The sequence below is a fragment of the Ensifer sp. EB106-03-01-XG145 genome (genome assembly GCF_058792075.1).
This window is the reverse complement of record NZ_JBYTEC010000004.1, coordinates 135,745-157,396: the sequence shown is the minus strand read 5'-3', so window position 1 is coordinate 157,396 and position 21,652 is coordinate 135,745. Positions and strand designations below refer to the sequence as shown.

Annotated in this window: 23 protein-coding genes and 2 pseudogenes; 8 read left to right on the top strand and 17 right to left on the bottom strand. The window is 61.7% G+C overall.

The genetic code is table 11. The annotated features are described in order from the left end of the window. Positions 1–9 precede the first annotated feature (9 nt). The 10 genes from AC3WWH_RS13200 to AC3WWH_RS13155 all read right to left on the bottom strand — a co-directional run bounded on the left by AC3WWH_RS13200 (position 10) and on the right by AC3WWH_RS13155 (position 8,885). Entirely contained in the window at positions 10–855 is an 846-nt protein-coding gene (locus tag AC3WWH_RS13200) for a fumarylacetoacetate hydrolase family protein (protein ID WP_492377011.1), read from the bottom strand. A 25-nt stretch (positions 856–880) separates the two neighbouring features. Then, entirely contained in the window at positions 881–1,615 is a 735-nt protein-coding gene (locus AC3WWH_RS13195; RefSeq protein ID WP_058321364.1) for an SDR family oxidoreductase, read from the bottom strand. A gap of 10 nt (positions 1,616–1,625) precedes the next feature. Continuing rightward, positions 1,626–2,072, bottom strand: a complete 447-nt coding sequence (locus tag AC3WWH_RS13190; RefSeq protein ID WP_058321363.1) for a MaoC/PaaZ C-terminal domain-containing protein — start codon at positions 2,070–2,072, stop codon at positions 1,626–1,628. A gap of 1 nt (position 2,073) precedes the next feature. Further along, complete coding sequence (locus AC3WWH_RS13185) at positions 2,074–3,153, bottom strand: Gfo/Idh/MocA family protein (RefSeq protein WP_492377010.1); 1,080 nt, start codon at positions 3,151–3,153, stop codon at positions 2,074–2,076. Further along, positions 3,146–3,496: an L-rhamnose mutarotase gene (locus AC3WWH_RS13180; RefSeq protein WP_058321361.1), complete on the bottom strand. Its 351-nt coding sequence runs from the start codon at positions 3,494–3,496 to the stop codon at positions 3,146–3,148. Before AC3WWH_RS13180 ends, AC3WWH_RS13185 begins: the two co-directional genes overlap by 8 nt. A 10-nt stretch (positions 3,497–3,506) precedes the next feature. Further along, the gene (locus AC3WWH_RS13175; RefSeq protein WP_058321360.1) at positions 3,507–4,619 is read right to left on the bottom strand and encodes a mandelate racemase/muconate lactonizing enzyme family protein; all 1,113 of its coding nucleotides are present in this window, start codon (positions 4,617–4,619) and stop codon (positions 3,507–3,509) included. Position 4,620: 1 nt separating this feature from the next. Beyond that, positions 4,621–5,718, bottom strand: a complete 1,098-nt coding sequence (locus AC3WWH_RS13170) for an ABC transporter ATP-binding protein (protein WP_058321359.1) — start codon at positions 5,716–5,718, stop codon at positions 4,621–4,623. Positions 5,719–5,724: 6 nt separating this feature from the next. Beyond that, positions 5,725–6,591 carry a carbohydrate ABC transporter permease gene (locus tag AC3WWH_RS13165; RefSeq protein WP_065373026.1) on the bottom strand — a complete coding sequence of 289 codons (867 nt, stop codon included), beginning with the start codon at positions 6,589–6,591 and terminating at the stop codon, positions 5,725–5,727. Beyond that, complete coding sequence (locus tag AC3WWH_RS13160) at positions 6,591–7,487, bottom strand: carbohydrate ABC transporter permease (RefSeq protein ID WP_492377009.1); 897 nt, start codon at positions 7,485–7,487, stop codon at positions 6,591–6,593. Before AC3WWH_RS13160 ends, AC3WWH_RS13165 begins: the two co-directional genes overlap by 1 nt. A 78-nt stretch (positions 7,488–7,565) precedes the next feature. Further along, on the bottom strand, positions 7,566–8,885 hold the full coding sequence (locus tag AC3WWH_RS13155; protein WP_492377008.1) for an ABC transporter substrate-binding protein: 1,320 nt from the start codon (positions 8,883–8,885) through the stop codon (positions 7,566–7,568). Between the two features lie 167 nt (positions 8,886–9,052). Here AC3WWH_RS13155 and AC3WWH_RS13150 point away from each other — a divergent pair, with 167 nt between their 5' ends. Together AC3WWH_RS13150 and AC3WWH_RS13145 are read left to right on the top strand one after the other, a co-directional pair. Then, entirely contained in the window at positions 9,053–9,841 is a 789-nt protein-coding gene (locus tag AC3WWH_RS13150) for an IclR family transcriptional regulator (RefSeq protein WP_492377007.1), read from the top strand. A gap of 76 nt (positions 9,842–9,917) precedes the next feature. Continuing rightward, positions 9,918–10,754 carry an amidohydrolase family protein gene (locus tag AC3WWH_RS13145; RefSeq protein ID WP_492377006.1) on the top strand — a complete coding sequence of 279 codons (837 nt, stop codon included), beginning with the start codon at positions 9,918–9,920 and terminating at the stop codon, positions 10,752–10,754. 589 nt (positions 10,755–11,343) lie between these two features. Here the strand turns inward: AC3WWH_RS13145 and AC3WWH_RS13140 are convergent. From AC3WWH_RS13140 to AC3WWH_RS13115, 6 genes and pseudogenes are all read right to left on the bottom strand, one after another. Further along, on the bottom strand, positions 11,344–11,838 hold the full coding sequence (locus AC3WWH_RS13140) for a GNAT family N-acetyltransferase (RefSeq protein WP_492377005.1): 495 nt from the start codon (positions 11,836–11,838) through the stop codon (positions 11,344–11,346). After that, complete coding sequence (locus AC3WWH_RS13135) at positions 11,835–12,131, bottom strand: type II toxin-antitoxin system TacA family antitoxin (protein ID WP_058321439.1); 297 nt, start codon at positions 12,129–12,131, stop codon at positions 11,835–11,837. Before AC3WWH_RS13135 ends, AC3WWH_RS13140 begins: the two co-directional genes overlap by 4 nt. A gap of 230 nt (positions 12,132–12,361) precedes the next feature. Next, a pseudogene (locus AC3WWH_RS13130) lies at positions 12,362–12,613 on the bottom strand (HEPN domain-containing protein); the annotation flags it as partial. Between the two features lie 127 nt (positions 12,614–12,740). Next, positions 12,741–13,877 carry an ABC transporter substrate-binding protein gene (locus AC3WWH_RS13125; RefSeq protein WP_156433028.1) on the bottom strand — a complete coding sequence of 379 codons (1,137 nt, stop codon included), beginning with the start codon at positions 13,875–13,877 and terminating at the stop codon, positions 12,741–12,743. Then, a complete protein-coding gene (locus AC3WWH_RS13120) occupies positions 13,874–15,034 on the bottom strand; it encodes a CaiB/BaiF CoA transferase family protein (protein ID WP_492377004.1) in 1,161 nt (386 codons plus the stop codon). Before AC3WWH_RS13120 ends, AC3WWH_RS13125 begins: the two co-directional genes overlap by 4 nt. 6 nt (positions 15,035–15,040) lie before the next feature. Next, positions 15,041–15,592, bottom strand: coding sequence for a MaoC family dehydratase (locus AC3WWH_RS13115; RefSeq protein WP_492377003.1), 552 nt, complete (start codon positions 15,590–15,592; stop codon positions 15,041–15,043). A 503-nt stretch (positions 15,593–16,095) separates the two neighbouring features. Between AC3WWH_RS13115 and AC3WWH_RS13110 the strand changes: the two genes are divergently transcribed. From AC3WWH_RS13110 to AC3WWH_RS13095, 4 genes are all read left to right on the top strand, one after another. Beyond that, a complete protein-coding gene (locus tag AC3WWH_RS13110) occupies positions 16,096–16,872 on the top strand; it encodes an NAD(P)-binding domain-containing protein (RefSeq protein ID WP_492377002.1) in 777 nt (258 codons plus the stop codon). Continuing rightward, a complete protein-coding gene (locus AC3WWH_RS13105; RefSeq protein ID WP_255571427.1) occupies positions 16,838–17,101 on the top strand; it encodes a hypothetical protein in 264 nt (87 codons plus the stop codon). Before AC3WWH_RS13110 ends, AC3WWH_RS13105 begins: the two co-directional genes overlap by 35 nt. A 198-nt stretch (positions 17,102–17,299) precedes the next feature. Further along, positions 17,300–18,169 carry a DMT family transporter gene (locus tag AC3WWH_RS13100; RefSeq protein ID WP_492377001.1) on the top strand — a complete coding sequence of 290 codons (870 nt, stop codon included), beginning with the start codon at positions 17,300–17,302 and terminating at the stop codon, positions 18,167–18,169. Between the two features lie 170 nt (positions 18,170–18,339). Further along, positions 18,340–18,714: a hypothetical protein gene (locus tag AC3WWH_RS13095; protein ID WP_058321437.1), complete on the top strand. Its 375-nt coding sequence runs from the start codon at positions 18,340–18,342 to the stop codon at positions 18,712–18,714. 43 nt (positions 18,715–18,757) lie between these two features. Here AC3WWH_RS13095 and AC3WWH_RS13090 read toward each other — a convergent pair whose 3' ends face one another. Further along, positions 18,758–19,252 (bottom strand): NUDIX hydrolase, encoded by a 495-nt coding sequence (locus tag AC3WWH_RS13090; RefSeq protein WP_492377000.1) that lies wholly within the window; start codon positions 19,250–19,252, stop codon positions 18,758–18,760. A gap of 116 nt (positions 19,253–19,368) precedes the next feature. Here AC3WWH_RS13090 and AC3WWH_RS13085 point away from each other — a divergent pair, with 116 nt between their 5' ends. Together AC3WWH_RS13085 and AC3WWH_RS13080 are read left to right on the top strand one after the other, a co-directional pair. Beyond that, positions 19,369–21,024 carry a SulP family inorganic anion transporter gene (locus AC3WWH_RS13085; protein WP_082640713.1) on the top strand — a complete coding sequence of 552 codons (1,656 nt, stop codon included), beginning with the start codon at positions 19,369–19,371 and terminating at the stop codon, positions 21,022–21,024. Continuing rightward, a pseudogene (locus AC3WWH_RS13080) lies at positions 21,021–21,634 on the top strand (ParB-like protein). The gene AC3WWH_RS13085 and the pseudogene AC3WWH_RS13080 overlap by 4 nt, the downstream one beginning before the upstream one ends. The last annotated feature ends 18 nt before the right edge of the window (positions 21,635–21,652 follow it).

Genomic DNA, 21,652 nt, shown 5'->3' with positions numbered 1-21,652 from the left:
CGGTGGTAATTAATCGTCCGCGCGTACGGACTGCTTCTGGCTGCCGAGGCCCTCAATGCCGAGTTCGACGACATCGCCCGCCTTGAGATAACGCGGCGGCTTCATGCCCATGCCGACGCCGGGCGGCGTGCCGGTCGAGATGATGTCGCCCGGTTGCAGCGACATGAACTGCGAGAGGTAGGAGACAAGATGGGCGACGCCATAGACCATGGTCTTGGAGGAGCCATTCTGCATGGTCTCGCCATTGACCTTCAGCCACATCGGCAGGTTCTGCGGATCCGTCACTTCGTCCTTGGTTACGAGCCAGGGGCCTGTCGGACCAAAGGTGTCGCAGGACTTGCCCTTGGTCCACTGGCCCTGGCGTTCGATCTGGAAGGCACGCTCGGAGACGTCGTGCACGACGCAGTAGCCGGCGACATAGTCGAGGGCTTCCGCTTCGCTCACGTATTTCGCCTTGCGGCCGATGACGACACCGAGCTCCACTTCCCAGTCGGTCTTTTCCGAGCCGCGCGGAATGATCAGGTCGTCGTTCGGGCCGACGATCGCCGACGTCGCCTTCATGAAGATGATCGGTTCGGAGGGAACCTTGGCGCCGGTCTCAGCCGCGTGATCGGAATAGTTGAGGCCGATGCAGATGAACTTGCCGGTTCCGGCGATACAGGGACCGAGCCGCTGGTTGCCGTCGACGACAGGCAGGCCGGAGAGATCGAGTGCCTTCAATTCCGAGAGCTTGTCGGGGTCGAGGGCGGCGCCGGAGAAGTCGGCAACGTGGCCCGAGAGATCACGCAAGGTGCCGTTTGCATCGAGGATACCCGGCTTTTCGTGGCCCGGAAGGCCGTAACGAATAAGTTTCATGTGTCTGCTTCCTGCTTGTGTGTTGTCAGATGGTCCAGCCGCCATCGATGGCATAGGCCTGGCCCGTCGTATAGGTGGCGCCCGCGAGGTGGACGGCAAGGTCGGCAATCTCTTCCGGCGTGCCAAGGCGACCCATCGGCTGGCGGGCGATGAAGGCGGCACGTGCCGTCTCATAATCGCCCTGGGCGCGCATGCGGTCCTGCAAGGACGGGCTCTCGACCGTGCCGGGGCAGATGGCGTTGCAGCGAATACCCGCTGACACGTAGTCGGCCGCAACAGCCTTCGTGAGACCGATGACGGCGGCCTTGGTGACGCCATAGGCGAAGCGGTTCGGCACGCCCTTGATGCTCGAGGCGACCGAAGCCATGTTGATGATGGCGCCATCCTTGCGGGCAAGCATGCTTGGCAACACCGCGCGGATGGTGCGGATCATCGCCTTGACGTTGAGGTCGAGGGCGAATTCGAGATCGCTATCCTTCATCTCCAGGATCGAGCCGGCATGAACGAAGCCGGCGCAGTTGAAGAGGATATCGACGGCGCCGATGTTCGCGACGAGCGCTTCCACCGCTTGCGTATCGAGCACGTCAAGCCGGTGCGTTTCGACGTCCGCTTCCTTGGCAAGTGCTGCAAGCGCGTCGAAATTGATATCGGTCGCATGAACTTTCGCGCCGGCCTTTACGAAGGCCAAAGCCGAAGCGCGGCCGATGCCCTGAGCTGCGGCCGTAATCAGGACGACCTTGCCTTTAAGATCCGCTGTCATTCTCGATCCCTCATGCTTTGCGTTCGACGACCAGGATATGGTCGGCGGCGAGAACGACCTCGCCACGCTGGTTGATAACTTCGCATCGTTCCACGACGCGTCCCGCCTTTGGCCGCTTCGGATCGTCCTCCTTGGCCGAGATCGTCACGCGGGTGCGGATCGTATCGCCGATATGGACCGGACGCACGAAGCGCAGACGATCATAGCCGTAGGAAAAGGCAACCGGGTTGATCAGCGAGGCTGTCAGACCCACGCCGATCGAAAAGATCATGGTGCCATGGGCGATACGCTGACCACCCGGCAAGGTCTTGGCGAATTCCGCATCCATGTGGTGCGGAAAGAAATCGCCGGTGTGGCCGGCATGAACGACAAAGTCGGTCTCGGTGATCGTGCGACCCGTCGTCAGACGTTCGTGTCCGAGCTCGTAGTCTTCGAAATGGATGATCTGTTCTGCCATGTCATTGTCCTGGAAGCGGCGCGATCGCCGTTGCCGGCGCAGCACTCGCTTGATAGGCGGCCTCGACGAGCGCCATCGTCTGCCAGGCGTCTTCTACCGAGCCGATCAGTTCATTGTCCTCACCCGTGACGAAGCGCTGCAGGTTCGCCATGCGGTTGGCGAAGGCGTCGGGAAACCATGCGCCCTCGAGCGGCACGGCAACCCAATCGCTGCCGCCTGTAGGCCTGATCCAGAGCTCATCCGGCTCGCCCTTGGGATAGTCCAGATTGACGCCGAGCTTCACGTAGGCCGCACCGGACGTGCCGGAGATGCGGAATTCGCAGGCCTGGAACTTGCGGCCGAAATCATGGTCGTGGTTGACCGAGAGCACGCAGCGCACGCGGTCGCCGTAGTCGAGGATCGCTGCCGTGCGAGTCTGGGCGACATCGTGGTTCGGATGGCCGATCGACTTCGCATGCACGCCCTGGGGATTGCCAAGCAGGCCGCGGACGAGGTCCAGGTAGTGGATCGAATGCATGGCAATCTCGATGCGCGGCAGACCTTTGAGGAACGGCCAAAGGCCCCAGGGGGTCGAAAGCGCCAGCCAGGCATCGAAATCCACCACCTTGCCGAGATGCCCCTTGGCGATGGCATCCTTCAGCGCCAGCATCATCGGCGCGAAGCGAAGCTGGAAGTTGACGGCTGCCTTCAGCTTGCGCGTCCGGCAGATCTCGAGAATGGCGGTTGCGGCGGCGAGGTCCGACCCCATGGGCTTCTGGATCAGCGCTGCCGCGCCGATCGGCAATCGGCCAAGGATGGCCGCATGGGCGGTGGGCGGCGTTGCGAGGTCGAAGATCGCTTCTTGCACCGAAAGCGCGTCCGCCTCACTTTCGAAGGCGTGGATATGCCATCTCTCCGCCAGAGCGGCCGCCTTGGCGTGATCCGGATCGTAAATCCCGGCAACGGGGAAGCCGGCTTTGCGGTAGGCCGGCAGATGCGCGTCGCCGACGATGCTGCCGGCACCGAAGATCACAATCGGTCGCGGCTTGCTCGGCTTCGGCCACCATTGTCTGAGCGCGCCCGGATCGAAGCTTTCAGTCATGACCGGATGCCTTCCCGTCGTGATGAAACACCTCTTCCATCATCGCCCACCACTCGCCTTCCTGTCTCGTCTCAAGCGGCTTCTGGCAGGGCATGCAGACTGACCACCATTCCTGGTTCTTCGGATGCGCCGCCATCTTGGCCATATCTGCCTCAAAGTCCGAGCCGACATATTCCCAATAGCCGAACAGCAGGTTTTCCGGCTCCTTGAGGAAGATCGAGTAGTTGGTGACGTTGCACTCGGAAATCAGCGCTAGGATCTCCGGCCACACGGCGGCGTGCAACGCCTTGTACTCCGCGATTTTCGACGCTTCGAGGCCGATCACCATTCCCATTCGCTGCATGATGACCTCCCTACCCGCGGAACTCACGGGTGAATTCACTGATCGAGCGGGCGCGCACGGCGTCCCAATCCCAGGCGATGCCGATGCCCGGCTCAGAAGGCGCGATGGCGCGGCCGTCGCGGATCTCCATGCCCTTGGTGGTCAGGTCATCAAGCTGCGGAATGTACTCGACGTATTTGCCATTCGGCACGGCGCAGACGAGGCTCACATGCAGTTCCATCAGGAAATGCGGGCAGACCGGGATGTCGAATGCTTCGGCTGCGTGCGCGACCTTCAGCCAGGGCGTGATGCCGCCGATACGGGCGACATCGACCTGGACGATCGAGCAGGCGCCCTTCTGCATGTATTCGCGGAAATGGCGGATCGAATACATGGATTCGCCGACAGCAATCGGTGTCGGCGTCGAGCGCGTCAGACGGATATGGCCGTCGAGATCGTCGGCCGGCAGCGGCTCCTCGATCCAGGCGAGATCGAGCTCCTTCAGCCGTGACGCCCGGCGGATCGCCTCGTCGACGGTGAAGCCCTGGTTGCAGTCGGTCATGATCTCGAAGCCGTCGCCGAGCGCCTTGCGCATGGCGGCAAGCCGATCGTAGTCCTCCGACCCGTGCGGCTTGCCGATCTTCACCTTCGAACCGGAGAAGCCCTTGGCCTTGGCGGCGAGTGCATCCTCGACCAGCGCCTCCTTCTCGATATGCAGCCAGCCGCCCTCGGTCGTGTAAAGCGGGCAATTGTCCTTGGCGCCGCCGGCGAGCTTCCAGAGCGGCAGCTTCTGCTTTTTGGCGCGTAAGTCCCAAAGGGCGGTGTCTACGGCTGCGAGCGCCAGCGCGGTGATTGCGCCGATGGTCGTGGCATGGGTCGCAAATTCTAGTCTGTGCCAGATTGCCTCGATGCAATCGGCATCCTCGCCAATCAGGATCGGCACCAGGTGATCGGAAAGAAGCCGCATCACCGACGATCCGCCCGTGCCGATCGTGTAACTGTAGCCCGTGCCCGTCGCCCCGTCGGAATCGGTGATGGTGACGATCGGCGTTTCCTGGCTGGCGAAGCTCTGGATCGCATCGGTCCGCTTCACCTTTGGCGGCAGATCGACCATGCGCAGTTCGATTTTCTCAATTCTTGCCATGTCAGCCTTCCAGAGCCTTGCCGGTATCAATGTCGAAGAGATGGGAACGGGAGAGATCGAAGCTCATGCGCACCTTCTCGCCCGAGGCAAGCGGGCGCGGATTGAGCATGCGCGAGACCCAGTCGCGGCCGTTGAACTGAATGAAGACCAGTGTCTCGTTGCCAAGCGGTTCGGTGATCGACACCGGCAATTCGACCTCATGCACGGCCGCTGGATCGCCGGCATGAAGACCGTGGCCGCTGGGATAGATATCGTCGGGCCTCAAGCCAAATGTCACCTTCTGGCCCGGGCGCAGGACGTTTGCAAAGCGCGGCGGGATCGGCAGGCGGGCGCCGCTGACAAAGACCAGCGCGCCGTTGTCGACGATCGCCTCGTCCATGTTCATCGGTGGCGAGCCGATGAAGCCGGCGACGAACTTGGTGGCGGGGCGCTGGAACACCTCTTCCGGCGTGCCGACCTGTTCGATATGGCCGTCGCGCATGATGACGATGCGGTCCGACAGCGTCATCGCCTCGACCTGATCATGGGTGACGTAGATCATCGTCGCCTGCATACGCGCGTGGAGCTTCTTGATCTCGGTGCGCACCTGCGTGCGCAGCTTCGCATCGAGGTTGGACAGTGGCTCGTCGAACAGGAAGACATCCGGCTGGCGCACGATCGCGCGGCCCATGGCGACGCGCTGGCGCTGGCCGCCGGAAAGCTGCGACGGCCGGCGTTCAAGCAGATGGCCGAGATCGAGGATGGCGGCCGCTTCGGCGACCCGCGCCTTGATGTCATCGGCCGAGCGGCCGGCGATCTTCAGCGAAAAGCCCATGTTCTCGGCAACGGTCATGTGCGGATAGAGCGCATAGGACTGGAAGACCATGGAGATGTTGCGCGCCCGCGGCGGCAGATCGTTGACCTTGCGGCCGCCGATCTCGATGGCGCCGTCGCTGACGTCCTCGAGGCCGGCGATCATGCGCAGCGTCGTAGACTTGCCACAGCCGGACGGGCCGACAAGCGCGATGAACTCGCGGTCCTTGACCTCGAGGTCGATGCCGTGAACGACCTCGAGGGCGCCGTAGCGCTTGACCAGTTTCCTGAGGGTGACAGGAGCCATGAACGATTATCCTTTCACCGCGCCGAAGGTCAGGCCCGAGACGAGGTGCTTCTGAATGATAAAGGTGAGGGTCAGCGCCGGGATGATCATCACGACGGCAAGCGCGCACATGCCGCGCCAGTCGATGGTGAACTCGGCGGTGTAGTCGAGAAGCCCGACCGGCAAGGTCTTGGAATTGACCGAGCGGGTGATCTGCGAGGCGAGCGCATATTCGTTCCAGGAGGTGAGAAACGCGAAGATGCCGGCGGACGCGATGCCTGGACCGGCGAGCGGAAACTCCACCTGCCAGAAGGCCTGCCAGGGCGTGCAGCCGTCGATCTGGGCAGCTTCCGCGAGATCCTTCGGCACCTGGCGGAAGAAGCCGTCGATCAGCCAGATGGTGAAGGGCACGTTGAGCGCGACATAGGTGAGGATCAGCGAGAAATGGGTGTCGATGATGCCGGTGCGGGCGTAGAGCATGAAGAGCGGCAGCGACAGGGCAATCCCGGGCACGGCCCGCGTCAGCATGAAGCCGAGGAAGATCGCCGACTTCGCCTTGAAGCGATAGCGGGCAAAGGCGTAGCCGCCGGCCATGCCGATCGCCAGCGCGATCACCGTCGACGTCACGGAGATGATCAGTGAGTTGCGGAAATAGTCCCAGACGGGAACGCCGCCCTGCCCCGCGCCCGAGAACATGGCGCGATAGGCATCGAGCGAGATGCTCTCCGGGATCCAGACCGGGGGCTTTGCCATGATCTCGACGGTCGGGCGCAACGACGAAAGCACGATCCAGAGGCCGGGCAGGCAGATCACGAGCATCGCCAAGAACAGGCCGATCAGATGTGCGGCTTTCCAGAAACGGCGGCGCAGGCGATGCGAAGCGTTGATATCCATTACCACTCAGCTCCAATCTGCTGGCGCGCGGCGGCGAGCTTGCGGAAGAAATAGACGGTGAAGACGATCGACAAGAGGATGGCGACATAGGCCATGGCGTTGGCGAGACCCATGCGGGCATCGGCATAGGCCGTGCGGCCAACGAGCGTCCAAAGCAGTTCGGTGCGTTTGGCAGGACCGCCGTCGGTCATGATCTTGACGATGTCATAGGCCCGCGCCACGTCCAGCGAACGGATCGTCATGGCGATGAAGGCAAACGGCATGAGATAGGGCCAGGTGACATAGCGGAAGGTCTGCCATGGCGTGCAGCCGTCGACATGGGCGGCCTCGACAGGATCCTTCGGCATGGCGAGCAGGCCGGCGAGGATCAGGATGGCGAACACGGCGGTCGAGGACCAGACTTCGGCGATGATGATCGAAAGCAGCGCGAGATTGCCGTCGATCAGCCACGGGATCGCCTGATCAGTCAGCCCCAGTGACTGCAGCGCATTGTTGACGAAACCGATATTGTCGTTGAACAGGAACTTGAACTGGAAGCCAACCAGCACCGGCGAAAACATCATCGGGAACATCATCATCGTGCGCAGCAGTCGCTGGCCATGGGTCGCCTTGTTGACGAGCAGCGCCAGGCCGAGACCGAGCAGCATCTCGGCGTTCAGGGCAACCGTCAGCAACAGCACGGTGCGGCCGAAGGCGACCCAGAACTCGGCGTTGCCGAGAACGGTCGCGTAGTTGCGCAAACCGACGAAGATCCACAGCGTCTCCGGCTTGGTCAGGCGAAAGGGTGTGAAGCTCGAATAGAAGGAAAAGAGCAGCGGCAAAACGATCACCACCGCGAGCACGACAAAAGCCGGAAGCAGAAGCAGGGCCGGTGCTGACAAATTCTTGAGCTTCATCGGGCAGTCCTGAGGATGGCATGAAATGGCTGAGGCGGCGCCGGCACCGAAGCGCCGGCGCCGCCTCCTTGGCTGTGATCAGAGCTTGCCCGCTTCTTCCAAAATGCCGGTCGCCTTCTCAGTGGCGGCATCGAGCGCTTCCTTCGACGTCTTGTCACCGAGGATGGCGGCCTGCAGTTCCGGATAGACTGCGTTGGAGATTTCGATCCATTCAGCCGTCTTCGGCACCGGGAAGGCATGCTTGGCGGCTTCCTGGAAAGCCTGCAGCACTTCGGTCTTGTAGGCGTCGCCTGCGGCTGCCTTGATGTTGTATTCCCAGACGGCCGTGCGGGTTGGCAGCGGACCGGCAGCCGATTCCAGCTTCTGACTGTCCTCGTTGGTCAACCACCAGACGAGCGAGGCGGCGGCCTCCTTGTTGGCGCAATCCTCGGTGACCGAGAAGCCGTGATGGCCCGACCAGCCGGTGCGCTTGCCGGAAGAACCGGCCGGCTGCACCTTCACGCCGACATTGCCGGCGACCTTGGACGACTTCGGATCGTTGAAGAAGCTCGCCCAGCCGGGCCAGTCGAGGTTGAGAGCGATCGAGCCCGAGGCGAAGCCCTGACCAAGGTCGTCCCAGAGATAGTTGGTCGTGCCAGGCGGTACCGCCTTGTCCTTGTAGAGCTTGACGAACCAGTCGAGCGCGCGCACGCCGGCTTCGGAATTGAAGGCCGGGCGACCATCCTTGTCGAGATATTCCCCACCTTCGGCGACCAGCATTTCATAGAAGCGACCGTTGATGGCCTCTTCCTTGCCGGCGAACTGCGTGCCGTAGAAATTCGGTGGCGCTGCAAAAAATTCGGCCTGGTCGCTAACCTGAGCCCAGGTGTCCGGCGGCGCGAGGTCGTAGCCATACTTTGCCTTGAAGGCGGTCTTCTTCGCTTCGTCCTGATAGAGGCTCTTCTGGTAGTAGAGTGCCGATACGTCGAACTGCGCGCGCGGCAGCATCACCAGCTTGCCGTCGAGTGTCGAGGCATCGATCAGTGCCGGCACGAACTTGGCGATCTCGTCCGGCGGCAGAAGCGCTAGCAGGTCGGTGTAGATGTCAGGATATTGCGGCGCGAAAGACGAATGGTTGGAACCGACGCACCAGCTGACGCCTCCGGTCGCGATATCCGACTTGATCTCCTTGTCGAGTTCGAAGTGGTTCTTCTTCGACAGGATGTTGACCTTGGCGCCGGTCGCCTTCTCCCACTCGCCGATACGCTCGTAGAGCTTTTCGTATTGCTGTCCGCCGATCAGCTTGGCGTCGATCGTGACGCCTTCAAACTTGCCGGGCAGGTCCGCGGCCATAGCCGTCCCCAATCCCGCGGCAAGCATGATCGCTCCGGCGGACACGCCGGATAGCAGCCTTCTCATCTCCACTCCTCCCTGGTTCACGCCCCTCATCTTGGCGCGATGTTCTCATTTGTGAGAAACTAATTCATATACAAACAACAAATTTATCCATCGTCAAGGGCGAACTTTCCTTTGTCGGCGCCTTTCTCTGCGTATATGGATATGAATATTCACCAAGGAGGGATCTCATGGACACCGAAGAGTCTGACCGCTATCGCGCGCCCGCCCTCGACAAGGGGCTCGACATTCTCGAGTTGCTCGCCAGCGTCGACGGCGGCCTGACGCAGGCGGAGATTTCCAAGCGCCTGAACCGCAGCCCCAACGAGTTCTACCGGATGCTCGACCGGCTCGTGCGGCGCGGCTACGTCACCCGCATCGACGGCGATCGCTATTCCCTGACACTAAAGCTGTTCGGTCTTTCGCAACTGCATGCGCCGGTTCGCAGGCTCGCTTCCTACGCAACACCGTTGATGCGCGACCTGGCGCAGCGCTCCAAGCAGGCCAACCACCTCGCCGTCTTCGATCGCGGCTCGGCCGTGGTCATTGCCCAGCAGGAAGCGCCTGATTATTGGGGCATCTCGATCCGGGTCGGATCGCACATCAGCCTGTTCGACACCGGCTCCGGCCACATCCTTCTCGCCTTCCGCTCAGCCGAAGAGCGCGAAATGATGATCGCAGAACACGCCAAGAGCAAAGACGAAGTCCCGCGCGGACCGGAGTTCCACGCGCGACTCGACCAGATCCGCGAACGCGGCTACGAGATGATGGCGAGCGCGCAGACCGCCGGCGTCTACAACCTTTCGGCACCGATCCTAGGTCCCGATGGCCGCGGCATCGCGGCACTCACCGTGCCCTATATCGCGCTGGTCAACGCGCCCTCGGCGCCGGATATTACCGAAACGATTGCCCTTTTGCTGAAGACCGCGGAGCAACTGTCGACGCTTGCTGGCTCGGACGTGGCGCCGGTAGCCGATTGACGGCAGCCGGCGACGGCCTTACTTCTTATTTGAACAGTCCATTCTTATGTGAGATGACGTTCGGAGGAGAAGCGCCTTGATCATCGACACCCATCTTCACCTTATCGACAGGTCGAAGCTCACCTATCCCTGGCTCTCGGGCGTGCCGGCGCTCGACCACGACTTTCTCTACGCGACCTACGCGCGCGAGGCCCGTCGGCTCGGCATCGAGGCCTGCCTGCACATGGAGGTCGATGTCGAGCCTTCGGAGATCGAGAAGGAAACGGCGGAGATCGAACGGCTGGCGCGCCAGCCGGAAAACCTGCTCAAGGGTGCCATCGCCGCCTGCCGACCCGAAGACGATGGCTTTGCCGCCTATCTCGAACGCCAGGAGGCAAACGATTTCGTCAGAGGTTTCCGCCGGGTGCTGCACGTCATGCCGGACGAGCTGTCCGAGGGGCCGACGTTCCGCGACAACATCCGCAGGCTCGACGGCCGCCGCTTTACATTCGATCTCTGCGTCCTGCCGCACCAGATCCCGAAGGCCATCGCCCTTGCCGATCTTGCACCCGATGTTCAGTTCATCCTCGACCATTGCGGCGTTCCCGATATTCGCGGCGGCGCCGAGCATCCCTGGCGCGAGCACATGAGCGAGATCGCGCGACGGCCGCACGTCACGGCGAAGATCTCCGGCGTCGTCGCCTATGCCGACGAGGCCTGGCAGGTCGCAACACTGCGCCCCTATGTCGAGCACACGATCGGCGTTTTCGGATGGGACCGGGTGGTCTGGGGCAGCGACTGGCCGGTCTGCACCCTCGGCGGCAATCTTTCGACCTGGGTCGGGGCCACGCACGCTCTTCTCGAAGGCTGCAGCGCAGACGAAAAGAGCAAGCTGCTCTCCGGCAATGCGCGGCGGATCTGGAAGCTCGCCTAGCGCATGGTTCACATGGATAGTATCCGGCCCGAGACGATCGCCGTCCAGTTCGAACGCGCGTTCGTTGGGCTTTCCTAGGCCGTCGACTGTATGCGCGCCGGCGGAGATCCGGATTTCATCGCGCCCGTCGTGTGCTCGGACGTGCAGGAAGTCGACCCCTGATCAACGATATGGTGGTCGCCGACATTGGCATCCGCAACATGGGTATGCACGTCATTCTAAGCCGACCCAAATGGTTTGTCGCCTAACCGCTCAAGGCGATGAAATGGAAATCCACGTCTTGAAGCGGGAAGCGAGAGCCTTCAGGACTTAAGCAAGCCAACCTTGCTGCAAAGTTGGGAAAGTATCAGCCGTTCGGCCCGTCTTTAAAGCGGACAGCGCGGAGTGGACGCGGTGGGGTTTCGAAAGCTCGCATTTGAGGTTTACTCGGCACGGAATGGATCAGCTTATCTCAAGCCCAAGAATAATAATGCTTCGACGATCGGAAGAGTAGACCGACTAAGCACGTTCCCGACGATACATTATGCGATGCATGGAGCAGGACGCGAACATGCCTGGCCAATGGGTGCTGATAGTTCACAAGTTGCGGTTAGAAGTTGAGCGCGCTTTTGAGATCATGTAACCCGACCATAAGCATCATTGGCGATGGCGAGGGCAGGAAGCCGACCGCCTCATAGAAGGCCCTCGCGTCCTCGGAAATTGCATGCACCAGCACGCCGCGGATACCCAGGATTTCTGCGGCATTGAGCAGGCGCAAACCTGCGTCGCGCACTAACGCTCTGCCGATACCGCGTCCCTGATAGGCCCCATCGATGGCGAGGCGGCCAAGCACGGCAACCGGAATTGGATCAGGCATGTTGCGCCGAAACCGACCAGGTGCTTCCGGCTGCTTCACTGCGCCGGAGGCGAGTGCATAATAGGCGATGACGCGATTTCCTTCGCACACGACGAATGTTCGCGATGCGCCGCCAATCTGATTGGTACGGGCGCGGCGACGCAGCCAGTCGTCGAGTTCAGGCACACCGGAATTAAAGTCTGCCAGTTCGTGCTGATCGGCCAGTGGTGTCGGTGCGTTAAGAGTCACGCCTCATCCCACGGCGCTTTGGTCGACATGGTGCGTTTCAGACGCTCATTTGTTTGCGCGGGCGCATCGAGCCGGGCAAGGTACTCGGCATAGATTTCGGGGCTGACCGTGAATACGGAACGGTCTAGCAGCACTTCCTCGGCGCGGCGCTCGGAAGCCTCAAGCATGAAATCCGTGCGCGTCTTACCTAGCAACTCGGCGGCTCGGTCGATCAAGTTGCGTGTCGCAGGCTTGATTCGCATATTTAGCGGCACGCTTGCGTCCGGACTTTTACTCGTGTTCGAGGTGGCCATGGAAAACTCCTGTCTGCACTCATTTAGATAGCGTAACGACATCATCTTTACAAGGCCCGTAAAGATTATGTCGTTACATATTGGTCGTGGGCTATTTCGGCAGCATGAGGTTCATTGCACGCCTTGATGGGAGTAGAACCGTAGCTTCGCGATTTGCGGCAGCCAACTAAGGGTCCCTGCCCATGGGCCGTGATAGCTGTCGGCGCCGTCGATGCCGTCGCGCCCAATACCCGAGCCAGCTCAGTGAGCCGTTCCTTGCAGATTATCTCGACGAGGCGGTGGAGATGTTCCGTCCGGCCGAGGAGCCAGGCGAGTGTTTCTTCGGTGACCTCGAAGTGCTTGGAGTAGCGTGCTTTCACATAGGCTTCGTTGAGAATGTTGTACCAGGCGACTTAGCGATGTTGGTCGCGCGGCCAGGCCTCGACAAGCCGCTGATCACGATCTTCGGCTAAGCCAAGCAGGAATTTGAGATTGTGCGAAGGTTTATGAGTAGGTCGCGCCCACAAGCGGTGCCGCAGATCTCGATATGAAATCCAGCCGCTATGCGCTGCCCTTCATTTCCCCGGATCGAAGACCATGCCGCTAAGCTGCGCAGCAGTCGCCGGCTGCTCAAGTGGGAGCAAAGCTCGCACCAAATAGGCGATTGAGATCGTCGACGACCTTTCGCGCCGCGTCCTTGCGCATGAGGCCGTCATTGATCCGATCCGAAGCTGCCTGCTGGAAGGCCATGTAGCCATCGTGCCGGGGGCGAACCCAGGCGGTTTCCAGCGTCTTGCGCGTTGCGCGATAAAAGTCCGAGGTTGTGGCATTGACGCCGTCGTCGTCCCAGGCGGCCGCGTGGCCGGGCTGCCCGCCGCCGGCGGCATAGGGGCCGCGCTGGACCTCGCCGCTCGCGACGAAATAGGCGAAATCCATCGCGGCATCGATCGAGTGGGAGAAGGCCGAGACCGCGATCCCGGTTCCGCCCAGGGCGGAGCCTGCGGGGCCAATGTTTCCGGCAACCGGTATGTCACCGAACTTCACAAGCGACGGCCGAAAACCCGGCATCGAATAGCTGACATAGCCGTAGATCAACGGCACGCAGGCAAACCCGGATCCCGGATGGCTCATGGCCTCCAGCACGGCGATCGGATCCATCGAGAAACAGGCGGGATCGATCAGATCCGTCAATTCACGCAGGCGCTCGAAGGCGTCGGTGCCCGCATCAGGAGCGATGAGCTGCCCGATACCGTCGCTGCAGCAGGCGTGCCCGAGATTGGCTGAGAGCGTGTAGAAGCTCATCAAGGAGTGCGGCGGGCGCATCGGCAACGCAACCTTTCCCTGGCGTGCCATCGCCAGCATCTCGGACCAACTGTCGGCCCGCTCCGTCCGGTCCGGCCGCCAGGCCTGCACCTGGGTCGCCGCGTCGATCGGAAAGCCCCATTGCCGGCCCTGCCAGGTGTAACTTGGATAGGAGCGACCGACGCTAGCATCGGCCAGTGCCTTCCGTTCGGCCTCTCGTCCTTCGACATCGAGCGGCGCCAGACACTTCTCCTTGGTGATCTGGCCGACATGCGGATGGTCGATGACGATGAGGTCATAAGCTCGCGCCAGTTCCTCGACCGGATAGGTCTCGAAATCCTGCAGCGAACGCTTCTCCCATTCGACCGTAACCCCGGTCCGCTCCCGCCACAACCGCGAACAGGCGATCATCGGATCGTAGCCGCGCGGGTGGCTCCAGGTCATGCCCTTCAATGTTATGCTCACAGGCCGAACTCCTCTCGGATCGCGATGCTGTGTTCGCCGATGCGCGGAGCGGCGCGGTCAACCTGGGCGCGCTTGCCGTTGACGCGTAGCGGCGATCGCGTGGTCAGGATCGAGACATCGTCCTCGCGCACGACCGTCTGCAGCATGTCGAGCACCCGGAAACCTTCGCTTTCGAGCAGTTCGTTCCAGTTGAGGACCCGCGCGCACCAGATGTCTGCGGGTTCAAGCAAGCCAAGCCAATGGTCGATGGTGTTTTCGGCTATCCGCCTGGCGATCAGCGCCTTGATCCTGTCGCGCTCGGAGAACCAGGAGGCCGGATCGTCGCGATAGAGGTCGAGTTCGGGCATTTCCAGGAGATCGGCGAGCTTCGGGATCGGCGTCATGGCGATGGCGAGATAGCCGTCTTTGGCCGGATAGACACCGTAAGGCGCCGACAGATAGGCATGGGCGCTGCGGAAGCCGGAACGTGCCGGCAGCCGGCGGCCGTCATTCAAGTGCGTCGTCAGCACTTCGAACTGGAAGTCGACGAGTGCCTCGAGCAGGCTGGTTTCGATCAGGCTGCCCTTGCCGCTGATGCCGCGACGGACGAGCGCTGCAAGAATGCCTTGCGCTGCCGCGGCGCCGGCGAGCATGTCGCCGATCGCCAGGCCGAATGGAACCGGCCCTTGGCCCTCGTCACCGTTCAACCACATGACGCCCGAGCGCGATTGCGCGAGCAGATCCTGCCCCGGGCGCTTCACCCAGGGACCATCCTCGCCGTAGCCGCTGATCGAGGCATAGACGATCTTAGGGTTGATCGCCTTGACCGCCTCATAATCCAACCCGAGGCGCTGGATGACGCCGGGGCGGAAGTTCTGGATCAACACATCGGCCTTGGTAAGCAGCGTCTTCAAGGCGGCAACGTCAGCCTCGTTCTTGAGGTCGATTGCCAGACTCTCCTTGGCACGGTTGATGGCGTGGAAGATCGTCGAGTCGCCACCGATCTCGGTGTCGCTCAGATAGAGCCGGCGCGACAGGTCACCGCCGTCGGGGCGTTCGATCTTGATCACGCGTGCGCCGAGATCCATGAGGCGCAGCGAGCAATAAGGACCTGAGAGAAACTGGCTCATGTCGACGACGACAAGGCCGGCAAGCGGTAGTTCGTTTGCTTCCGTCATCGCGGTTTATTTCTCGGTCTTGCCGACAAAGTCGGCGGGGTTCTTGTACTTCACCGTCTGCAAGTGCTCGCAATAGAGCACCAGTTCCCCTTCGCCCTTGAAGACCTGGTAGCTGGCTCGGATGAGCCCGAGCTCCTTGTAGCGGGGGGTTTTGTCCATGTTGGTCCGGATCGTGTAGATCGTGTCGCCGATGAAGACCGGCTTGATGAAGCGCAGCTTGTCGTAGCCGTAGGAAAAGGCGTTGACGCAATTGGTGGCGACGAGCCCGAGGCCCGCCGAAAAGACGAAGGCGCCAGCGACGAGGCGCTTGCCGAACATGCCGTCGCGCTCGGCAAACATCTGATCCTGCACATAGGGGTGGATGTCGACAACCAGCGTGTTGAACAGATGGCTGTCCCCCTCGGCGATCGTGCGGCGTAACGACCGGATGCGCTGGCCCACGGGCCAATCTTCATAGAACCAGTTTTCCGCATTCCACACCGGCAGGGCGGCATGGTCTTGCGGCATGTCCGTGGGATGCGTCGAGGAAACACCGACGGTGGGCGTGAATTCATGCATGAGCAGACCCTTGCGTAGCGAAAGCGAAGTCCGACCTTGATTTTCGCCATCGAACGCCAGTGGTGCTCAGCGGCAGCGATCAATTTCTTCTTATATGAATAGCTTACTCACATATGGGTCGACATTGCAAGAGACTCGAGTCTTCGACGGGCACTGCGCGATCCCGAGTGCAGCGAAGGTTATGGCGCCGCACGAGCCGAATCTTCCAGGTGCCCAATCTCCGCTCCGCCGCCGCGCAGCTCTCCAAAAGGGCTTGCCGAGCGGGGGATTTCTCCAAACGATGCCGCGAGCGCATTGCGTGTCCGGCTTCTTACGGTCACAAGGATGCGTAGAAGAGCTGGGTTTCGCTTTGCTCGGCGGCCGAGCTACGCGTTGCGAGGTCCCAGAGTGACTGACACCATGCCATCCACAGCCTCAACGAATGCGGCGCTTCACGCCGCGATCAAGGTCAACATTGTGGTGACGGCGCTGGCCAAGCCGGGCTGTCATCGGCCTATCACCTGATGAAGCTTGGCCTCCAGCCGGGCCGGAATTTCATCGTCCTCGACAAGAACGATAAACCGGGCGGCGCCTGGCAGCATCGCTGGCCGTCATTGACACTGAGCACCGTCAACCGTCTCCACGACTTGCCGGGCATGGAGTTTGCGGAAGTTGTTCCCGTTGGCGAAACGGAAGCACGGGCGTCGACCGCGGTTCCCAGCTACTACGCCGCCTACGAAGAGAAATTTCGGCTGCCGATCTATCGGCCGGTCGCGGTCAAGTTGGTCTGCGAACGTTTCGGGCGGCTTCGGGTGGAGACCGACCGGGAAACTTTTTCGGCCGAGGGGCTCATCAACGCCACGGGAACATGGGAGACCCCATCCATTCCCGCCTATCCCGGTGCCGACCGGTTCGAAGGTCAACAGCTTCACTCCCGCGACTATCAAACGGCGGACGCCTTTGCGGGCAAACATGTGATTGTCGTTGGCGGCGGTATTTCTGCGCTGCAGCACCTCGGCGAAATCTCGCAAGTAACGACGACGACGTGGGTCACGCGTAGCGAGCCGCAGTTTCGTGTACGGCCATTCACGCCGGAAGACGGCCGCGCCGCGGTCGCCGCCGTAGAAGAAAGGGTACGCAATGGGCTGGTGCCGGGGCTCGGTCGTGTCGGTCACGGGCATTCCCAGGACCCCGGCCCTGCGGGCCGTCGCAAAACGCGGGGCGCTGAAACGGCTGCCGATCTTCAGCGAAATCCTTCCGCACGGCGTGCGCTGGCCGGATGGAACGGAACAGACGGCTGACGTCATTCTCTGGGCGACGGGCTTTCGCAGCTCACTCGACCATCTCGCTCCGCTGCAGCTACGCGAGGACGATGGCGGCATCGTCATGGGCGGACGCCTGGCGACGCGGGTCGAAAAGGACCCACGCATCCATCTGGTTGGCTACGGCCCCTCGGCTTCCACGATTGGAGCGAACAGGGCGGGCGGCGCAGCAGCACGGGAACTGGCCACCCATCTCGGTCTGATCTGATGCGGCCGTGAGCGCGATTCCAGTCGCCGTTCCTTCGAGAAGCAATGCGGCCGCAATCCGATCGCGCGACGAGCCAATGGAGCGATCTCGTCGCCATTCCCAAGTCAAATGCGACGGGAAGGAACCCGTCGTTTGGTTCGAGCGCTCACGAAATGTCTATGCTAATCAAGTGGCCAACGATTCTGAGTTTTTAGTGTGATGAGCGCCAAGACCCGCGGCTATGTGTTTGCCTTCCTCGCCATCTGCATCTTCGCTGGCCAGGATGCGATAACCAAGTATCTGGGTGATCGCTATCCGGCGCTCTTCATAACGATGATCCGGTTCTGGGCGTTCGCCCTCTTCGTATTTGCCTTTGCCGCGTCGTCTCCCGGGGGCATTCGCAAGTCCATTCAAACGCGCCATCCCTGGCTGCAGGTTGTTCGCGGCCTTCTGCTGGTCGCAGAGATCGTCGTCATCGTCTTTTCCTATGTTCACGCCGGGCTCGCCATGAGCCAGTCGATCTTCCAGGCAACACCACTGATCATCACCATCCTGTCGATACCTCTTCTCGGAGAGGTGGTCGGATGGCGGCGCGGGGCCGCGGTGGTGGTTGGTCTTGTCGGCGTGCTGGTGATCATCAACCCAGTGGACGTTCATTTCGACATGTCGCTGCTTCTGCCGCTTGTCGCCTCCGTACTGTTCGCGCTCTACAGCATCGCCACGCGCGCAGTCAGCCGCGAGGATTCAGCGGTGACGAGCCTCTTTTATGCGGGTGTGGTCGGAGCACTGGCGATTTCGCTGATCGGCCCGTTCTACTGGACCGAAGTCGTCCCCACCGATTGGTTCGCATTGGCAGCCCTTTGCGTCTGCGGCACGCTCAGCCACTACTTCCTTATCCGGGCCTATGGACTGCTGCCTGCCGCGGAAGTTCAGCCGGTCACCTATTTTCAGCTGGTTCTCAACGTGATGTTTGCCGTCCTGTTGTTTGGCGAAACGATCACGCACAACATGATCATCGGCGCCCTGATCGTGGTCAGCGCAGGTCTTTTCACAATCTGGCGCGAACACCAATTGGCCAAGCGCTCGTAGCCGATACCGCAACTGAAGACGCGCACGCTTTGCGATCCGTGGGGCCAGCAGGATCTCGCTTCACGGCCACGCCAACGTCCTGATCGCCACGCGACGGAACAATTTCCACCTTCCCGTGTTGTCGGAGCAGCCGATCGGAGGGCAAGGTTTCTCCGCGGATGGAGTTTGCGATGAAATGGCTTCTCCCAGTCCTGTGTATCGCGGCAGGCCCCGCATATGCGCAAAGCCCCGAGCTCGAGACGACCTGCATGGCGGTCGCCAAGAATTTCTTCATGGTCGACACCCTTAACGTCGGGGTGGTCCAGTCCTTTCCCGAGATTGCACCGCCCGGAGCACGCTTCAAGTATTCCGAAAGGGCCGACACGAAGAAGGCCGATATGACGGACACGTTCGACTGCGAGTTCGACAATGTGAACGCGCCACGGAAAATTCTGCGCTTCTGCGTTTCACGCACCTGCTACGCCGCCGATGAGGACAATCCCGAACGCAAACGACGATTTCAGGAGATGCAGGTTCTGCTGCAAAGAGGGAAAACTGCAAACTGAGTTCGCTTGACGGCCGGCCAAGGCTCGGCCGACGCTGACAGAACTACTGCGTCTCGAGCTCAACCCCGACACGCAGCCCATTTTCCGCAAACAGGAGCAGCAGCTCACGAAGCTTTGGCTGCGAGACTTCCTCGATCGCGGCTTCGAGCGCAGTCCATTGCAGTCTCCTGCTCTGTCTCTCGGGGAAATCCCCCAGAACTTCCTGGACTTCGAGCAAATGCACGTTGAGGTGATAGCTGAGGTCGGTGCTATCCTTGGTGTAGACGAACGAGCCGATGGCATCGCTCGATACCCGGCCCCTGACGCCTGCCTCTTCCATCGCTTCGCGCGCGGCGGCGGCGCACGGCGTCTCCCCCGCCTCTATGCGACCCTTTGGTATTCCCCAGCGGCCGTTGCGGCGGCTGGTGACAAGCAGCACTTCAGGGGGGCCGTCTGCGGACATTCGAAAACAGATCGCGCCAGCCTGCTGGACACATGTCATTGAACGAGCAGAGTTTTGTGGCAACGTTGCGCATGCCAGCGACAATTGCTCGGACATTTCTCTCTCGGTTTCGATGGACTGCAGCGAGAATCTTGTCTGCGTTTATGACAGATATGTGACGCCCCGTCTCGCAATGAGCGATTGCAAAATGAAACGGCGGAGACAGTGTAGGGATGGCCACGAGGAGAAAGGTCGGAACAAGGGTGGGCAACAGGAACTGGATTGCTGGCTTCTCCGTCGCCGGACTGATGCTGCCCGAAGCCGTCGCCTATGCGGGCATTGCCGGCATCGCGCCACAACACGCTGTGGTCGCTGCCATTGTCGGCTGCCTGACCTATTCCATCTTCGGCAGAAGCCGTTTCGCCATCGTGTCTCCGACGTCATCTTCCGCTGCCATTCTTGCGGCCACGATGGCGACGCTGCCCGGATCGACGACCGACAAGATTGCGCTCGTGACCGTGATCGTGGCACTGACAGGCGTTCTGTTTGTCACGGCGTCGCTGCTGCGGCTTGGAAACCTCGCCGGTTTCATCTCACGCCCGGTGCTCCGCGGCTTCGCTTTGGGCCTGGCGATCACCATCATCATAAGACAATTGCCCGCCGTCACCGGTGTTGGCGCACCGGCCACGGACATCATCCACCAGGTCACAGCGCTTCTCACGGCATTCCCACAGTGGCATGCCGTGAGCATCACGGTCGGTCTTGTGGCCCTGGCCGCCCTCCTGCTCCTGCGCCGCGTGCCGTTTCTGCCCGGCGCCTTCCTGGTGCTGTGTGCCGGTATATTGGCTTCGAGACTGCTGGACCTGCCAAGCCATGGCGTGGGGGTCGTCGGCCCGCTGTCCGTAGCGCTGACCTGGCCGTCGTGGTCGCTCGTTCAATGGAGCCAGCTCAGGCAACTGGTGCCATACACGCTTCCGCTCGTCCTCATTCTCTTTGCCGAGTCCTGGGGCACCATCCGTTCGCTGTCGCTGCGCCATGGGGAAACTGTGACGGCCAATCGCGAACTGCTGGCGCTCGGCGCCGCGAATGTGGCCAGCGCCGTCGCGCAAGGCATGCCCGTCGGCGCCGGCTTTTCGGCCGGGTCCGCCGCCGAGGCGGCCGGCGCTGAAAGTCGAATGACGGCGTTCATCGCCGCGATCGGTCTTGCCGTCCTGGTCATCGTCGGCGCTGGCCTGGTGGAGAGCCTGCCCGAACCGGTTTTGGCGGCGGTCGTCATCGCCGCGCTGGCGCACGCCCTCGATCCGCGCCCGCTTTTGCGATTGTGGAAGCTGAAGCATGACGTCGTCATTGCGCTCGCTGCGGCAGCGGGGGTTATCGCCTTCGGCGTCGTAAACGGCATCACGATTGCGGTCGCACTCTCCCTGGCCGTTCTGCTGCACAGGCTTGCCACCCCCTATGTTGCCACTCTTGGCCGCCTCGGTCAGGGGCACGACTTCGTCGACATCGCCCGCCACTCCGATGCTGAGACAATTCCGGGGATCTCCATATGGCGACCGGCCCAGCCACTCTTCTTTGCCAATGCGGATGCCATCCTCACCGAGACGGCAGCAAGGATCGGCCGGGACCAGACCGCGCGCGCCATCATCGTCAGCCTCGAGGAAAGCTTCGATCTCGACAGCACCGCCCTCGACGCGCTGCTCGAATTCGACACGCTCGTCCGGGCGCAGAACAAGCGCGTGCAATACGCACGTGTACATGACCGTGTACGCGACCTGATCGCGCTGGCGGCTCCCGCGCTTCTTTCCTATCTCAGCTACAGTGTCGATGATGCCGTAGCCGCCGTGTCTCAACCAGGGTCCACCACCCCCTTGCCCGGAGCCGTTCAATGACGACCGTCTATGAGCCGCAATTGCAACCGGTCGAGATTGCCGAACTTCGTCCGACCCAGATCACCGTTGGCCTCCTCGAAGTCGCCGACAAACGCCAGGAATGGCGAAGGAATGCAAAGAAACACGGCCCGGAATATCTGGGGCGTCATATGGTGCCGGTCGTTCGGACCCGAAGGAGCGGGCCTATCTGGTCGACCACCACCTCGTGCGTGCCCTTTACGAGGAGGGCGTCGCCCATGTGCTGACCAGCATCGTGTTTGACCTCAGCCATCTCGGCAAGGATGAATTCTGGTCGGTCATGGACCATCGCCACTGGATGTATCCCTTCGATGCCGAAGGCCTGCGCCGACCCCATCGGGACCTTCCAAAGACCATAGCCGGCCTCGTCGACGACCCCTACCGGTCACTGGCGGGTGCGCTTCGCCGAGCGGGCGGCTACGCCAAGGATATCACCCCCTACAGCGAGTTCATGTGGGCGAACTTCCTCCGATCGCGCGTCGACGCGAAGCTGATCGCCAGCGACATAGACAAGGCTTTGCGTGACGCGCTCAGCCTTGCGCATGACAGGTCCGCCAGTTTTCTGCCGGGCTGGTGCGGTGTCTCGGACTGACGGGATTTTTGGGGCGGA

Coding starts and splice junctions, on each gene's coding strand:
- AC3WWH_RS13200 (WP_492377011.1), bottom strand. CDS start 855: ATGAAACTTATTCGTTACGGCCTTCCGGGCCACGAAAAGCCGGGTATC.
- AC3WWH_RS13195 (WP_058321364.1), bottom strand. CDS start 1,615: ATGACAGCGGATCTTAAAGGCAAGGTCGTCCTGATTACGGCCGCAGCT.
- AC3WWH_RS13190 (WP_058321363.1), bottom strand. CDS start 2,072: ATGGCAGAACAGATCATCCATTTCGAAGACTACGAGCTCGGACACGAA.
- AC3WWH_RS13185 (WP_492377010.1), bottom strand. CDS start 3,153: ATGACTGAAAGCTTCGATCCGGGCGCGCTCAGACAATGGTGGCCGAAG.
- AC3WWH_RS13180 (WP_058321361.1), bottom strand. CDS start 3,496: ATGCAGCGAATGGGAATGGTGATCGGCCTCGAAGCGTCGAAAATCGCG.
- AC3WWH_RS13175 (WP_058321360.1), bottom strand. CDS start 4,619: ATGGCAAGAATTGAGAAAATCGAACTGCGCATGGTCGATCTGCCGCCA.
- AC3WWH_RS13170 (WP_058321359.1), bottom strand. CDS start 5,718: ATGGCTCCTGTCACCCTCAGGAAACTGGTCAAGCGCTACGGCGCCCTC.
- AC3WWH_RS13165 (WP_065373026.1), bottom strand. CDS start 6,591: ATGGATATCAACGCTTCGCATCGCCTGCGCCGCCGTTTCTGGAAAGCC.
- AC3WWH_RS13160 (WP_492377009.1), bottom strand. CDS start 7,487: ATGAAGCTCAAGAATTTGTCAGCACCGGCCCTGCTTCTGCTTCCGGCT.
- AC3WWH_RS13155 (WP_492377008.1), bottom strand. CDS start 8,885: ATGAGAAGGCTGCTATCCGGCGTGTCCGCCGGAGCGATCATGCTTGCC.
- AC3WWH_RS13150 (WP_492377007.1), top strand. CDS start 9,053: ATGGACACCGAAGAGTCTGACCGCTATCGCGCGCCCGCCCTCGACAAG.
- AC3WWH_RS13135 (WP_058321439.1), bottom strand. CDS start 12,131: ATGGCCACCTCGAACACGAGTAAAAGTCCGGACGCAAGCGTGCCGCTA.
- AC3WWH_RS13120 (WP_492377004.1), bottom strand. CDS start 15,034: ATGACGGAAGCAAACGAACTACCGCTTGCCGGCCTTGTCGTCGTCGAC.
- AC3WWH_RS13115 (WP_492377003.1), bottom strand. CDS start 15,592: ATGCATGAATTCACGCCCACCGTCGGTGTTTCCTCGACGCATCCCACG.
- AC3WWH_RS13110 (WP_492377002.1), top strand. CDS start 16,096: ATGAAGCTTGGCCTCCAGCCGGGCCGGAATTTCATCGTCCTCGACAAG.
- AC3WWH_RS13100 (WP_492377001.1), top strand. CDS start 17,300: ATGAGCGCCAAGACCCGCGGCTATGTGTTTGCCTTCCTCGCCATCTGC.
- AC3WWH_RS13095 (WP_058321437.1), top strand. CDS start 18,340: ATGAAATGGCTTCTCCCAGTCCTGTGTATCGCGGCAGGCCCCGCATAT.
- AC3WWH_RS13090 (WP_492377000.1), bottom strand. CDS start 19,252: ATGTCCGAGCAATTGTCGCTGGCATGCGCAACGTTGCCACAAAACTCT.
- AC3WWH_RS13085 (WP_082640713.1), top strand. CDS start 19,369: ATGGCCACGAGGAGAAAGGTCGGAACAAGGGTGGGCAACAGGAACTGG.